We start from the raw sequence: 13,323 nt of genomic DNA on the forward strand, positions 1-13,323 counted from the left end.
ATCCGTCCCAGGAAGCCTAGCGACCCCTGGTCACAGCACGGGCAGGTTCTTGCGGAGCTCGAACGCCGTGACCTCGCTCCGGTACTCCTCCCACTCCTGCCGCTTGTTGCGGAGGAAGAAGTCGAAGACGTGCTCGCCCAGCGTCTCGGCGACCAGCTCGCTGTGCTGCATGAGGTTGATCGCCTCGCCGAGGTTCTGCGGAAGGGGCTCGATGCCCAGGGCCCGGCGTTCGCGATCGGTCAGCGCCCAGACGTCGTCCTCGGCGCCAGGCGGCAGCTCGTACCCCTCCTCGACGCCCTTGAGGCCCGCGGCGAGCAGCACGGCGTAGGCCAGGTAGGGGTTGGCGCCCGAGTCGAGTGAGCGGACCTCGATGCGGGTCGAGCCGGTCTTGCCCGGCTTGTACATGGGCACGCGGATCAGCGCGGAGCGGTTGTTGTGGCCCCAGCAGATGTACGAGGGCGCCTCGCCGCCCGCGCCCGCGGTGCGCTGGGTGCCGCCCCAGATGCGCTTGTAGGAGTTGACCCACTGGTTGGTGACGGCGGAGATCTCGCCCGCGTGCCTGAGCAGCCCGGCGATGAACGAGCGGCCGATCTTGGAGAGCCGGTAGTCGGCGCCGGTCTCGTGGAAGGCGTTGCGGTCGCCCTCGAAGAGCGACAGGTGGGTGTGCATGCCGGAGCCGGGGAACTCCGAGAACGGCTTGGGCATGAACGTCGCCTGCACGCCCTGCTCGAGCGCCACCTGCTTCATCACCAGGCGGAACGTCATGATGTTGTCCGCGGTGGAGAGCGCGTCGGCGTAGCGCAGGTCGATCTCCTGCTGGCCCGGGGCGCCCTCGTGGTGGGAGAACTCCACGGAGATCCCCATGGACTCGAGCATCGTGATGGCCTGGCGGCGGAAGTCCATGCCGACGGCCTGCGGGGTGTGGTCGAAGTACCCGGAGGTGTCGGCGGGCACCGGCCTGGTGCCGTCGACCGGCTTGGAGTCCAGCAGGAAGAACTCGATCTCGGGGTGGGTGTAGAAGGTGAAGCCCAGGTCGGACGACTTGGCGAGGGCGCGCTTGAGGACATAGCGCGGGTCGGCGTACGAGGGGGAGCCGTCGGGCATCAGGATGTCGCAGAACATCCGGGCGGTGCCGGGGGACTCGGCGCGCCAGGGCAGTATCTGGAACGTACTCGGGGCGGGCTTGGCGATCATGTCGGACTCGTGCACACGGGCGAATCCCTCGATGGCCGAGCCGTCGAAGCCGATCCCCTCCTCGAACGCCTGCTCGAGCTCGGCGGGGGCCACGGCGACGGACTTGAGAAAGCCCAGCACATCGGTGAACCACAGCCGGACGAAGCGGATGTCCCGCTCCTCCAGCGTGCGGAGCACGAACTCCTGCTGCTTCTCCATTTCCACCCATCCTCGCTGGTCAGACGGCTCTTCCCCCGCCCGCGGGGTCCTGCGGGGCTCGAAGAGCATCCCATCACAGGATTTCCGCCGCGTTGCGCATGCGCGACCGCGACGGCCCGGCTCCATTGTGGGGTACCCGAGGAGGACCGGCCCAGCCGCGCGGGGGCCGTGGCGACCCCGTTCGGAGGAGGTTCGGGCAACCGCCTGCGGCGGGCCTTCGGCGCGCTCTACTCTCCCTCTCACAGAGCGAGTTGACGCCGTCACGGCTCGTCGCCGACGCGTGCGCCGAGGCCGGTTCCCGGGGCAGTGAGGACCCATCGTGCATGCCGAACCCTTACCGAGAGACCACCGCAGGGCCGCGACCACGGGACGGTGGGCCGCCGCGCCCGCCCTGGTGGGCCTGCTGGCCGTGGCCGCGGCGCTGCTCGTCGCCGAGGGCGCGCGGCCCGCGGTGCTCGGCTGCGGCGCTGCGGCCACGCTCGCGGTGGGCGCCATGGCGGGCGAGACCGCGCGGCGCGGCAGGCTCGTCGCGGCGCTCGGCGAGCGGCTCGACCAGCAGGCCGACGACACCGCCACGCTGGTCTACGAGGTGGTGCCGCCCCTGCTCGAGCGGCTGCGCGACGGCGAGGTGGAGGGGGACGTGCTGCCGCCGTTGACGCCGGGCCCGTTCTCCGACGTCCGGATCAGCGCCGCGCACGAGACGCTGCTGTTCGCGCTCGTGGACATGGCCCGCGAGAAGGAGCTGCAACGCGACTCGGGGAAGCGGGCCATCGTCAACGTCGCGGGCCGCATCCAGTCCGAGATCCACCGGCTCCAGCACCGCGTCGGCGCGATGCAGTTCCGCCATGACAGCCCCGAGCTGATGGGCGAGCTCATGGAGGTCGAGCACGGGGTGAACGTCGCGGGCCGCCACGCCACCGCGTTGGCCGTCCTGGGCGGCGGCACCCCGCTGCGCCGCAGGCGGCAGCCCGTCCCGCTGTACGACGTGCTGCGCGCGGGCTCGGGCCCGATCACCGAGTACGCGCGCGTCACGCAGCACCACGTGGTGGAGGCGGCGGTGGTGGGCGAGGCGGTCGAGTCGCTCATGCTCGTGATGGCCGAGCTGCTCGACAACGCCACGCGGTTCTCCCCGCCGAACACCAAGGTCGTGATCAACGCCCAGGAGGTGGCGCACGGCATCGAGGTGTCCGTCGAGGACTGCGGGGCGGGCCTGACCTCCGAGGCCACCGAGCGCGCCGAGGCCCTGCTGCGGCAGGGCGTGGACGGCATCGACGTGCTCGACCTGGGCGAGACGGCGCGGATCGGGCTGCGGGTCGCGGGCATCCTGGCCGCGCACCACGGGGCGCGGATCTCGCTGCGGCCCTCGACGGGGGCCGGGGTACGGGCGGTGGTGTTCCTGCCGGACGAGTTGTTCACGGTCCTGCCCCCCACGGGCCATCCGACGCACGCCAGGCCGAGCCCGTTCGCGCCCTGGCCGCCAGGACCCGCAGGGTCCGGCGGGTCCGACGGGTCCGGCGGCCGGGGCTGGAGCGCCGACGAGCGCACGCCGAGCGGGCTGCCCCGGCGCAAGCGCCCGCCCTGGCCCCGGATCGGCGGGCCGCAGCGGCGCTGACCCCATCCCGACCCCGACCCCTCAAGGAGGCCCCCGTGTGCTCCACCTCGTCAGAACCGGCCCGGCGGCCCGAGACCCGGCCGCCCGAGGCCGAGCGGCCCACGTGCCCGGTCGCGCGGCCCGGCCCCGGCGGCGTCCAGCGGCTCGACGGACGGGCCGTGGCGGCCGAGCCCGCCGCGTTGTTCGAGCGGCTGCGCGCCGAGCACGGGCCCGTGGTGCCGGTGCTGCTCGAAGGCGACGAGCCCGCGTGGCTGGTCGTCGGGTACCACGAGGTGCTCCATGTGGCGCGCAACCCCCGGCGGTTCAGCCGCGACGGCCGCCTGTGGACCGCGTGGCGCGAGGGCAGGGTCGGGCCGCAGGCGCCCCTCGCGCCCGTGCTGGCATGGGGCCCCGACTGCGCGCACCAGGACGGCGCGGAGCACCAGCGGCTGCGCGCCGCGGTCAACGAGAGCCTCGGGCGCTTCGACCGGCGCGGGCTGCGCCGCCTGGTGCGGCGCCACGCCGACCGGCTGATCGACGACTTCGCCGGGGAGGGCCACGCGGAGCTGCTGTCCCGGTACGCCAGGCGGCTGCCCATGCTGACGCTGACCGAGGTGCTCGGGCTACCACCGGACGAGGGCCCCGGGCTCGTCGAGGCCGGGCGTCGGCTGCTCCTGGGCGCCGAGGACGCGGTGGCGAACGACCGGCACATCCACCGCGTGCTGCGCGCGACGGTCGAGCGCAAGCACGCGGCGCCCGGGCACGACCTGGCGTCCTGGCTGATCGCGCACCCGGCCGACCTGACCGACGACGAGGTGGTCCACCAGCTGCGGCTCGTGCTGGTCGCGGCGAACGAGTCCACCACCAACCTCGTCGTCAACACCCTGCGCGTCGTCCTGGCCCATCCCCCGCTGCGCGGCTCGCTGTTCGGCGGCCGGATCACGCTGGCCGCGGCGGTGGAGCAGGTCCTGTGGGACGAGCCGCCGATCTCGGTGTGCCCTGGCGGCTTCGCGACGCAGGACCTCGAGCTGGGCGGGCAGCGCGTCCACGCCGGTGACGTCCTGCTCCTCGGCCTGGCGGCGGCCAACGCCGACCCGCGGATCAGACCCTCGCCCCGCGCCTCGACGCACGGGAACCGCTCGCACCTGGCCTTCGCCGGTGGCCCGCACGAGTGCCCGGGACAGGACATCGGGCGGGCCGTCGCCGTGACCGCGATCGACGCGCTGCTGGGGCGACTGCCCGATGTGCGGCTCGCGGTCGAGCCCGAGGAGCTGACGTGGTCGGCGTCCACCTGGGCGCGCCATCTGGACGCGCTGCCCGTGGCGTTCACCGCGCGCCGCCCCGCGCCCCGCGCCCCGGCGCCCGCGCCGCCCGTTCCCCCCGCGCCCCGCGCGGCGCCGCCCGCTAGGCCACCACGGGAGCTCCATCGGCGGGCCGCGCGCGCGGGACGTGCGGCGTTCGCGCGGCTGCTCGGCCGCTGAGCAGGCCCGCGACCGGCGCCGCCGGCGGCGGGCCCGCGGCGTGGCGCGCGGCGCCCCACAGCTGGTTCGCGACCATCCAGGCGCGCAGCCCCGCCAGGTAGCGCTCCACCGCGGCGACGCCGCGCGCGTCGAGGCGCCAGGCGCCGAGCAGCCCCGGCACGGCGGCGGCCACCGTGCGGAACGCCTCGACCCGCTCCCGCGCCAGGTCCACCACCTGGCCCGTCGCCTCGGCGCGCGTGCAGCCCCGCTCGCGCTGGCGGATCAGCACGAGGTTGTGCGGATCCCCCGCGGCCTCCGCGCGCTCGGCCGCGTGGACGTCGTCGCACAGGAGGACCACGTCGCCCGCGTGCCGGGTCAGGGCGCGCAGCTCGCGGCTCCAGTAGGCGGCGGGCGGCACCTCGAAGCGCCCGGCGCGCTCGATCAGGTCGAAGCACGGCGCGGCCCCGACGGCGTGCCCGCGCAGCCCGAGGTAGGCGTCCTCGCGCGGCCTGACGCCCAGGGCGCGGTTGTGCGCCTCCTGGAGGCGGGCGCGGAGGAAACGCGTCAGGCTCCCCGCCGCGCGCGCCCGCCACGCCGGTGACATCCCGGCAGCGCAGCGCCGCCACACATCGGCGTGGGCGCGCGTGAGGGGCAGGTCGAGCTCGGGCGGGGCGCCGGGCAACCGGTAGGCGATGGCGGCGAGTTCGGTGGTGATCCGGGTGATCCGCTCCGGCTGGGTGACCCGTGGGTCGCCGTACTGGTCGCCCAGCGTGAAGGCGACGCACACCGCGTCGGTGACCAGGTCGAGGTCGTCGCCCGCGGCCTCGGGGTGGGCGGAGGAGGCGAGGTCGGCCAGCCGCAGGGCGCGGTAGCGGCGCAGCGCGGCGGCGCCCCTGGCCAGACCGTGGCCCACGACCCACTCCAGGTGCCGCTCCCGTGCGCGCTCGGCGTCGGGATTGGCCAGGGCCTGGAAGGGTAGGAGAGAACAGACGTCCTGCGACATGCCATCCGCCTTCGGCATGGGTCGGCGACGTGGGGTGGCGACCTGGGGTAGCTCTGCCCTCGCGCGCCCCTGGGCAACCCAGGGCGCGGCATCCTGGCCGAATATGCCGGGCGACGATGTCGATCGGGCCGGTTCGGACGTGGCCTGGGCCCCCATAATGTCAATCAGACGATTAGACTCGGGCGCGTGCCACAGCTACGTATCGCCCTGAATCAGATCGACTCGACCGTCGGCGACCTCTCCGGCAACGCCGACGCCGTGCTGCGCTGGACCCGGCACGGCGTCGAGCGCGGCGCGCACCTGGTGGCGTTCCCCGAGATGATGCTGACCGGCTACCCGGTGGAGGACCTGGCGCTGCGCGCGTCGTTCGTCTCCGCGAGCAGGACAGAGCTGCGGCGCCTCGCGGCGCGGCTCGCCGACGAGGGGCTCGGCGATGTGCCGGTCGTGGTCGGCCATCTGGACCGGGCGGCCGAGCGGCTCGAGGAGAGCGTCGGCCAGCCCGCGGGCGCCCCGCGCAACGCCGGCGCGGTGCTCCACCGCGGCGCGGTGGCGCTGACGTTCGCCAAGCACCACCTGCCCAACTACGGCGTGTTCGACGAGTTCCGCTACTTCGTGCCGGGCGACACGCTGCCCGTGGTGCGGGTGGGCGGCGTCGACGTGGCGCTGGCGATCTGCGAGGACCTGTGGCAGGACGGCGGCCGGGTCCCCGCGGCGCGCGCGGCCGGGGCCGGGCTGCTGCTGGTGATCAACGCCTCGCCCTACGAGGTGCACAAGGACGACACGCGCCTCGACCTGGTGCGCAAGCGGGCGCGCGAGGCGGGCTGCACGCTGGCGTACCTCGCGATGGTGGGCGGCCAGGACGAGCTGGTCTTCGACGGCGACACGCTCGTGGTGGACCCGGAGGGCGACGTGATCGCCCGCGGGCCGCAGTTCGCCGAGGAGTGCGTCCTGCTGGACCTCGACCTGCCCGCCGCCGCCCCCGAGCCGCCCTCTGGGCGGGTCGAGGACGGCCTCGTGGTGGACCATGTGACGCTCTCGGCCGAGCCGGTGGCGCCCTACCCCGCCGAGCACACCGGCGGCGAGGCCGAACGCCTCGACGACACCGAGGAGATGTACCAGGCGCTGGTCGCGGGCGTGCGGGCGTATGTCAGGAAGAACGGCTTCCGCTCGGTCCTGATCGGCATCTCGGGCGGCATCGACTCGGCGCTGTGCGCGGCGATCGCGTGCGACGCGCTCGGCCCCGAGAACGTGTTCGGCCTGTCGATGCCGTCCGCGTACTCGTCGGAGCACTCGCGCGACGACGCCGCCGAGCTGGCCAGGCGCACGGGCCTCGACCTGTGCACGGTGGCCGTGGGCCCGATGTTCGACGCCTACATGGCGGCCGTCGAGCTCACCGGGCTCGCCGAGGAGAACCTCCAGTCACGGCTGCGCGGCACGCTCCTGATGGCCGTCTCCAACCAGGACGGCCACATCGTGCTCGCCCCGGGCAACAAGAGCGAGCTCGCCGTCGGGTACTCCACGCTCTACGGCGACTCGGTGGGCGCGTACGCGCCGATCAAGGACGTGTACAAGACGGGCGTCTACCGGCTGGCGCGCTGGCGGAACGACGCGGCGAAGCGGCGCGGCGAGACCCCGCCGATCCCGGAGAACTCGATCGCCAAGCCGCCGAGCGCCGAGCTGCGCCCAGGCCAGGTGGACACCGACTCGCTGCCGGACTACGACGAGCTCGACGCCGTTCTCACGCTCTACGTCGACCGGGACCAGGGGCGCGCGGAGATCATCGCGGCCGGGCACCCGCCCGAGCTGGTCACCCGGATCCTGCGGATGGTCGACACGGCCGAGTACAAGCGACGGCAGTACCCGCCGGGCACCAAGATCTCCGCGAAGGTCTTCGGCAAGGACCGCAGGCTGCCGCTCACCAACCGCTGGCGCGAGTAGCGGGGGCGCCTCACAGGCCAGGCGCGCCCCACACCGGGAACCAGCGGGCCAGCTCGGGCTCGATCCGCAGGTCGTTCTCGATCAGGGCGCGCGCCTGGAGCTCGAGCCCGTTGTCCCGGCGCTCGACGGCGCCCGGCACGGGCGCGAAGGGGTAGAACGTGCCGCGCTTGTAGAGGTACACCAGCGCGAGCGGGTGGCCCTCGCGCTCGAACCCCGTGAGCGAGCACAGCAGCTGGGGTCCGAAGCCGCCCTCGGTCAGCAGGGTGTTGACCGCGTGCAGGTCGTTGACCAGCGCGCCGATGTCCTCGGGGGCGTGGGTGGCGAGCAGCCATGTGTAGCCGTAGGTGTCCTGGCTGAACTCCACGGGAACGCCACGGCCCGGCGCCGCGTCGGCGTCGAGCAGCTCGCGGACCTCGTCGCGCACGCGGGAGAACGCGCCGCCCTCGACGGAGGCGAAGCAGACCGAGCCGCGCCCGGTCGGCCTGAAGCCCGCGCCCGCCTCGAGCGTCACGGCCGCCGACGGCACCGCGAAGAGCTGGTCGAGGTCGGGGCGGACCGGCTTGCGGCGGCCCAGGATCGCGTCCCAGAAGCCCATGCGGGGCTCACCGCCCCAGCTCGGCGGAGAGCCGCCCGAGCCGGTCGAGGCGCTGCTCGAGCGAGGGGTGCGAGGACAGCAGCCGCCCGAGGCCGCCCTTGGAGGCGAGCGCGGGGGCGAAGAAGAACGCGTTGAACGGCTCGGCCCTGCGCAGGTCCCGCGTCGGGATGCGGCCCATCTGGCCCGAGACCTTGGTCAGCGCGGAGGCCAGCGCCGATGGCCGCCCGGTGAGCAGGGCCCCGGCCCGGTCGGCCGACAGCTCGCGGTAGCGGGACAGCAGCCGGGTCAGCAGGAAGCTGATCACATAGACGACGGCGCTGATCAGGGGGATCAGCAGCAGGAACACATTCTGATTGTTCCGCGCGCCCCGGCCGAACAGCCCGGTCCAGAGGGCCACGCGGGTGATCAGCCCGGCCAGCACGCCGAGGAACGCCGCGATCGTCATCACGGCCACGTCGCGGTGGGCGACGTGCGACAGCTCGTGCGCGAGGACGCCCTCGAGCTCGTCGGGCTCGAGGCGGCGCAGCAGCCCGGTGGTGACGCACACCAGCGACTTCCGCTGGCTGCGCCCGGTGGCGAAGGCGTTGGGCACGTCGGAGTCGGCGATGGCCACGCGCGGCTTGGGCATGTCGGCGAGCGCGCACAGCCGGTCCACGGCCCCGTGCAGCTCGGGCGCCTGCTCGGGGGTGACCTCGCGGGCGCCCATGCTGAACGCGGCGATCCGGTCGCTGAACCAGAACTGCGCCACGAACAGGCCGCCCACCAGCAGGATGATCAGCGGCCACGCCTTGCCGAGCGCGGCGATCAGCACGCCGACGAAGACGACGTAGAGCAGCCCGATCAGGAACATCGTCAGCGCCATGCGGCGGGTGAGCCCCCGGTCGGGCACGTAGCGCGTGCGGGCCATCGCTGTCCTCCCCTCCATCCGGTCTCTTTCCGGAACGTCTCTCTCAAAAGTAAGACGTTCCTGACCAAACCGGAAAAGGGGCCCTCAGAGGTCGACGCGGGCCGCGACGGGCAGGTGGTCGCTGCCGGTGGCGGGCAGGGTCCAGGAGGAGACGGGCTCGAGCTCGCGCACCAGGATCTGGTCGATCCGCGCCATCGGGAACCCGGCGGGCCAGCTGAAGCCGAATCCGGCGCCCGCCGCGCCCTGCGTGGAGCGCAGCTGCGAGGTCAACGGGGCCAGCGCGCCGTCGTTCATCGTCCCGTTGAGGTCGCCGAGCAGGACGGCCCGCTCGACCGGCTCGGCGGCGATGGCCCGCCCCAGCATGTCGGCCGCGTCGTCGCGCTGCCCTGCGGTGAACCCCGCGCGGAACTGCACGCGCACGGAAGGGAGATGGGCCACATAGGCGGCGACGGCGCCGTCCGGCGTGGACACGGTGGTCCGCATCGCGCGCGTCCAGCCCATGCCGATGTCCACGGGCTCGGTGTCGCTCAGCGGGTGGCGGCTCCACAGCCCGACCGTGCCCTGCACGGTGTGGTAGGGGTGCGTGGCGGCCAGCGCCTCCTCGTAGGCGTCCACGCTGCTCTGCGGCAGCTCCTGGAGGGCGATGAGGTCGGCCCCCGTGCCGCCGAGCTGCCGCGCGGTGGCCTCGGGGTCGGCGTTCCCTGCGTCGACGTTGTGGCTGACGACCATGAGGGCGCCGCCCGAGCCGGTCTTGTCGAGCACGAGGCCGCCGAAGAGGTTGAACCACACCAGCAGCGGCACGAGCAGCGCGACCAGGGCGGTCACCGAGCGGCGGACGACCGCGCAGCCGATCAGCACCGGCACGGCAAGGCCGAGCCAGGGCAGGAACGTCTGGATGAGGCTGCCGAGGTTGCCGATGGTGTTGGGCACCTTGGAGTGCGCCAGCATGATCAACGCGAGCAGCAGGGCGATGGCCGCGATCACCCAGCCGCGGCGCCAGCGCCCCGTGGCGTCCCGCCAGTGGGGCCGCTCCCGGTCGCCGCCGCCACCGGAGCCGCCGGGGCCGCCCGAGCCGTCGCCGCCGGAGCCCTTGCCTTCCGGGCCCTCGTCGGGGCGCGTCTGAGGGGTGTACACAGGTGCCATCCGCCGCCCTCGCTGACCTCGCGCTCCGCACCGGGTCCCTTTCGGTCGACCCGGACACACGTCCGGTCTCAAGACGGTCACGGGAGCGCGCGAGGTTCCGTTATATCAGCACCCTCTTCCCGGGTGCGCGGCGTCGGTGCCACCATGGAAGGCGATCCGGGGACGCCTTGCGAAGGCGCTTCGAGACGACGAACAGGAGCAGCGCTATGACCAGCGCGATGACAGGGCAGAAGCCTGCCACACCAGGGCTCTACGGCGGCACGAGCAGCCGCCGGATCACGGTCAGGGACATAGCGGCGGCCAAGCGGCGCGGCGAGAAGTGGCCGATGCTGACCGCTTATGACGCGATGACCGCCTCCGTCTTCGACGAGGCGGGCATCCCGGTGATGCTGGTGGGCGACTCCATGGGGAACGCCCACCTCGGCTACGAGAGCACGGTCCCGGTCACCCTCGAGCAGATGACGATGCTGGCCGGCGCGGTGGTGCGCGGCACGCGGCGGGCGCTGATCGTGGGGGACCTGCCGTTCGGCTCGTACCAGGAGGGCGCGGTGCAGGCGTTGCGCAGCGCGACCCACCTGGTCAAGGAGGCGGGCGTCGGCGCGGTGAAGCTGGAGGGCGGCGAGCGGTCGGCCGACCAGATCAGGCTGCTCGTCGAGTCCGGCATTCCCGTGATGGCGCATGTGGGCCTGACGCCGCAGTCGGTCCACGCCTACGGCGGCCATCCGGTGCAGGGGCGCGGCGAGGAGGCGGCGCAGCAGCTGCTGCGGGACGCCAAGGCGGTGCAGGACGCGGGCGCGTTCGCGGTGGTGCTCGAGCTGGTGACGGCCGAGCTCGCCGCCGAGGTCACCCGCGGGCTGCACATCCCGACGGTCGGCATCGGCTCGGGCGTGGAGTGCGACGCCCAGGTGCTGGTGTGGACGGACATGGCCGGGATGACCGAGTGGCCGGGCGGCCGGGTGCCGCGGTTCGTCAAGCAGTACGGGCGGCTGCGCGAGGCGCTCGGCGAGGCGGCGCGCGCGTTCGCCGACGACGTGGTGGGCGGCGCGTACCCCGCCGACGAGCACAGCTTCCACTGATCCGGCGCCCCGGGGCGGCCCCGCCCGCGCGGCCTCAGGCCGTCGGGCGGGGCCGCCCCGCGACGTCGTCGCGCTTGGCGCGGCGGTGGTAGTACCAGGCCATGTTCGACGACAGCCCTGTCATCAACACCCACACGATGCCCAGCCAGTTCCCCGAGGCGAACGAGATCACCGCGGCGACGATCGTGAGCGCGCACAGGGCGAGGGCGTAGAGGGCCAGGCGGCGCTGCTGGGTGGGCGAGGGGGAAGGCATGGCCGGGGTCTCCGTGGTGGTCGTTCGGTCGTGGCGGGTCACAGGCCGGTGAGCCTGACCCCCGCGTGGGTCTTGTAACGGCGGTTGACCGCGATGAGGTTGGCGGTCAGGGCCTCGACCTGGTGGGCGTTGCGCAGCCGCCCCGAGAAGATGCCGCGCATGCCGGGGATGAGGCCCGCCAGGGCCTGCACGGTGGCGCAGTCGGCGCGGTCCTCGCCCAGGACCATCACATCGGTCTCGATCTTCTCGACGGCCGGGTCCTGGAGCAGCACCGCGGACAGGTGGTGGAACGCGGCGGTCACGCGGGATTCGGGCAGCAGGGCGGCGGCCTGCTCGGCGGCGCTGCCCTCGTCGGGGACGAGGGGGTGGGGCCCCTTCTTGTCGAAGCCGAGGGGGTTGACGCAGTCCACGACGAGCTTGCCCGCGAGCTCGGCGCGGAGCGAGGTGAGGGTCGCGGCGTGGCCCTCCCAGGGCACGGCGACGATCACGACGTCGCTCTCGCGCGCGCACGTGGCGTTGTCGAGCCCCCTGACGCCGTGGCCGATCTCCTCGGCGGCGGCGACGGCGCGTTCGGCGGCCCGGGAGCCGATGCTCACCCGCTGGCCCGCGACGGCCAGCCGGTAGGCGAGTCCCCTGCCCTGGTCCCCCGTGCCGCCGAGGACGCCGACGGCGAGCCCCGAGACGTCGGGCAGGTCCCAGGGGTCCGTCGCGGCGGGCTTGTGTGAAGTCATGCCTGCATCTTGCCACTGCCCGCCCCGGCCCCCGCCCGCGGTCCCCGCCCCCGCCTCAGTCGTCGGCCTCGTCGCGGTCGGCCTCGTCGCGGTCGTTCCAGCGGGGGTCGTGGCGCCATGCGGCGTCGCGCTCGTGGGCGGTCTCCATGGCGCGTTCGGCCTCGCCCCTGGTGGCATAGGGCCCGAAGCGGTCCTTGCCGGGACAGTCGGGGCCCTCCTCGACCGTGCGGTGCCGCAGGCAGTAGTACCACTCGCCGGGTCGCCCCGACGCCTTGCGTCGGAAGAGTGCAGCCATGCCCTCATCCTGCCCGGCCGTAAACTCACCCGCATGTCTGGTCAGTCGCTCCTCGTTCCCGGCAGGATCTCGCCGCAGCGCGCGGTGCCCGCCGCCATCCGGCGCCCCGAGTACGTCGGCCGCAAGGCGCCCGCCCGCTACACCGGGCCCGACGTGCAGGACGCGGAGACGATCGAGCGGATGCGGGTGGCCGGGCGGATCGCCGCGCGGGCCATGGCCGAGGCGGCGTCGCACATCGCGCCCGGCGTGACGACGGACCGGCTCGACGAGGTGGCGCACGCGTATCTGTGCGACCACGGCGCCTACCCGTCGACGCTCGGCTACCGCGGCTTCCCCAAGTCGCTGTGCACCTCGGTGAACGAGGTGATCTGCCACGGCATCCCCGACTCCACGGTCCTGGCGGCCGGGGACATCGTGAACCTGGACGTGACCGCGTTCGTCGACGGCGTGCACGGGGACACCAACGCCACCTACCTCGTCGGCGGCGACGAGGCGGTGGACGAGGAGTCGCGGCTGCTGGTCGAGCGGACCGGCCAGGCGCTGAGCCGGGCGATCAAGGCGGTGCGCCCCGGGCGGCGGATCAACGTCATCGGCCGGGTCATCGAGGCGTACGCCGCCCGCTTCGGCTACGGCGTGGTGCGCGACTTCACGGGCCACGGCATCAACACCGCGTTCCACTCGGGCCTGATCATCCCCCACTTCGACGACCCGAAGGCGACGACCGAGCTGGTGCCGGGGATGACGTTCACGATCGAGCCGATGCTGACGCTCGGCACCCACGAGTGGGACATGTGGGCGGACAACTGGACGGTGGTCACCAAGGACCGCAGGCGGACGGCGCAGTTCGAGCACACGCTCGTGGTGACGGACGAGGGCGCGGAGATCCTCACGCTGCCATGACGCCCACCCCCCGAACCCATTTCGGTGAATATTTCCGAT

Annotated in this window: 13 protein-coding genes; 5 read left to right on the forward strand and 8 right to left on the reverse strand. The window is 73.6% G+C overall.

Annotation, left to right across the window (positions count from 1 at the left end; all coding sequences use genetic code 11):
- Positions 1 to 30: 30 nt before the first annotated feature.
- Positions 31 to 1,392 carry a glutamine synthetase family protein gene (locus tag D7318_RS05825; protein ID WP_120695793.1) on the reverse strand — a complete coding sequence of 454 codons (1,362 nt, stop codon included), beginning with the start codon at positions 1,390 to 1,392 and terminating at the stop codon, positions 31 to 33.
- Between the two features lie 319 nt (positions 1,393 to 1,711).
- Here D7318_RS05825 and D7318_RS05830 point away from each other — a divergent pair, with 319 nt between their 5' ends.
- Both D7318_RS05830 and D7318_RS32675 read left to right on the forward strand, forming a co-directional pair.
- Positions 1,712 to 3,004 carry a sensor histidine kinase gene (locus tag D7318_RS05830; protein WP_147437626.1) on the forward strand — a complete coding sequence of 431 codons (1,293 nt, stop codon included), beginning with the start codon at positions 1,712 to 1,714 and terminating at the stop codon, positions 3,002 to 3,004.
- A gap of 35 nt (positions 3,005 to 3,039) precedes the next feature.
- Positions 3,040 to 4,464 carry a cytochrome P450 gene (locus D7318_RS32675; RefSeq protein WP_183091282.1) on the forward strand — a complete coding sequence of 475 codons (1,425 nt, stop codon included), beginning with the start codon at positions 3,040 to 3,042 and terminating at the stop codon, positions 4,462 to 4,464.
- Here D7318_RS32675 and D7318_RS05840 read toward each other — a convergent pair.
- The gene (locus tag D7318_RS05840) at positions 4,388 to 5,446 is read right to left on the reverse strand and encodes a terpene synthase family protein (protein ID WP_120695795.1); all 1,059 of its coding nucleotides are present in this window, start codon (positions 5,444 to 5,446) and stop codon (positions 4,388 to 4,390) included. The two genes, D7318_RS32675 and D7318_RS05840, sit on opposite strands and share 77 nt — an antisense overlap.
- A 186-nt stretch (positions 5,447 to 5,632) precedes the next feature.
- Here D7318_RS05840 and D7318_RS05845 point away from each other — a divergent pair, with 186 nt between their 5' ends.
- A complete protein-coding gene (locus D7318_RS05845) occupies positions 5,633 to 7,384 on the forward strand; it encodes an NAD+ synthase (protein WP_120695796.1) in 1,752 nt (583 codons plus the stop codon).
- Positions 7,385 to 7,394: 10 nt separating this feature from the next.
- Here D7318_RS05845 and pspAB read toward each other — a convergent pair whose 3' ends face one another.
- The 3 genes from pspAB to D7318_RS05860 form a co-directional block, all read right to left on the reverse strand.
- Positions 7,395 to 7,979, reverse strand: a complete 585-nt coding sequence (gene pspAB / locus D7318_RS05850; RefSeq protein ID WP_120695797.1) for a PspA-associated protein PspAB — start codon at positions 7,977 to 7,979, stop codon at positions 7,395 to 7,397.
- Positions 7,980 to 7,986: 7 nt separating this feature from the next.
- On the reverse strand, positions 7,987 to 8,886 hold the full coding sequence (gene htpX, locus D7318_RS05855) for a zinc metalloprotease HtpX (protein WP_120695798.1): 900 nt from the start codon (positions 8,884 to 8,886) through the stop codon (positions 7,987 to 7,989).
- Between the two features lie 84 nt (positions 8,887 to 8,970).
- Positions 8,971 to 10,029, reverse strand: a complete 1,059-nt coding sequence (locus tag D7318_RS05860; RefSeq protein ID WP_120695799.1) for an endonuclease/exonuclease/phosphatase family protein — start codon at positions 10,027 to 10,029, stop codon at positions 8,971 to 8,973.
- A gap of 206 nt (positions 10,030 to 10,235) precedes the next feature.
- Between D7318_RS05860 and panB the strand changes: the two genes are divergently transcribed.
- A complete protein-coding gene (gene panB / locus D7318_RS05865) occupies positions 10,236 to 11,105 on the forward strand; it encodes a 3-methyl-2-oxobutanoate hydroxymethyltransferase (RefSeq protein ID WP_120695800.1) in 870 nt (289 codons plus the stop codon).
- Between the two features lie 34 nt (positions 11,106 to 11,139).
- Here the strand turns inward: panB and D7318_RS05870 are convergent, their stop codons facing one another.
- From D7318_RS05870 to D7318_RS05880, 3 genes are read right to left on the reverse strand one after another with little or no spacing between them, the layout of a single operon-like run.
- Positions 11,140 to 11,358, reverse strand: coding sequence for a hypothetical protein (locus D7318_RS05870; RefSeq protein WP_120695801.1), 219 nt, complete (start codon positions 11,356 to 11,358; stop codon positions 11,140 to 11,142).
- A gap of 38 nt (positions 11,359 to 11,396) precedes the next feature.
- Positions 11,397 to 12,089, reverse strand: a complete 693-nt coding sequence (npdG, locus tag D7318_RS05875; RefSeq protein ID WP_120695802.1) for an NADPH-dependent F420 reductase — start codon at positions 12,087 to 12,089, stop codon at positions 11,397 to 11,399.
- Positions 12,090 to 12,144: 55 nt separating this feature from the next.
- The gene (locus tag D7318_RS05880) at positions 12,145 to 12,384 is read right to left on the reverse strand and encodes a hypothetical protein (protein WP_120695803.1); all 240 of its coding nucleotides are present in this window, start codon (positions 12,382 to 12,384) and stop codon (positions 12,145 to 12,147) included.
- Between the two features lie 33 nt (positions 12,385 to 12,417).
- On the opposite strand from D7318_RS05880, the gene map reads away from it, so the two are divergent.
- Positions 12,418 to 13,284: a type I methionyl aminopeptidase gene (gene map, locus D7318_RS05885; RefSeq protein ID WP_120695804.1), complete on the forward strand. Its 867-nt coding sequence runs from the start codon at positions 12,418 to 12,420 to the stop codon at positions 13,282 to 13,284.
- Positions 13,285 to 13,323: the final 39 nt, after the last annotated feature.

Source organism: Streptomyces radicis, from assembly GCF_003626575.1.
GTDB classification, from domain to species: domain Bacteria; phylum Actinomycetota; class Actinomycetes; order Streptomycetales; family Streptomycetaceae; genus Streptomyces; species Streptomyces radicis.

Excerpts from the sequence above, each read along its gene's own strand:
- D7318_RS05825 (WP_120695793.1), bottom strand. The coding sequence starts at position 1,392 with ATGGAGAAGCAGCAGGAGTTCGTGCTCCGCACGCTGGAGGAGCGGGAC.
- D7318_RS05840 (WP_120695795.1), bottom strand. The coding sequence starts at position 5,446 with ATGTCGCAGGACGTCTGTTCTCTCCTACCCTTCCAGGCCCTGGCCAAT.
- pspAB (WP_120695797.1), bottom strand. The coding sequence starts at position 7,979 with ATGGGCTTCTGGGACGCGATCCTGGGCCGCCGCAAGCCGGTCCGCCCC.
- htpX (WP_120695798.1), bottom strand. The coding sequence starts at position 8,886 with ATGGCCCGCACGCGCTACGTGCCCGACCGGGGGCTCACCCGCCGCATG.
- D7318_RS05860 (WP_120695799.1), bottom strand. The coding sequence starts at position 10,029 with ATGGCACCTGTGTACACCCCTCAGACGCGCCCCGACGAGGGCCCGGAA.
- panB (WP_120695800.1), top strand. The coding sequence starts at position 10,236 with ATGACCAGCGCGATGACAGGGCAGAAGCCTGCCACACCAGGGCTCTAC.
- D7318_RS05870 (WP_120695801.1), bottom strand. The coding sequence starts at position 11,358 with ATGCCTTCCCCCTCGCCCACCCAGCAGCGCCGCCTGGCCCTCTACGCC.
- npdG (WP_120695802.1), bottom strand. The coding sequence starts at position 12,089 with ATGACTTCACACAAGCCCGCCGCGACGGACCCCTGGGACCTGCCCGAC.
- D7318_RS05880 (WP_120695803.1), bottom strand. The coding sequence starts at position 12,384 with ATGGCTGCACTCTTCCGACGCAAGGCGTCGGGGCGACCCGGCGAGTGG.
- map (WP_120695804.1), top strand. The coding sequence starts at position 12,418 with ATGTCTGGTCAGTCGCTCCTCGTTCCCGGCAGGATCTCGCCGCAGCGC.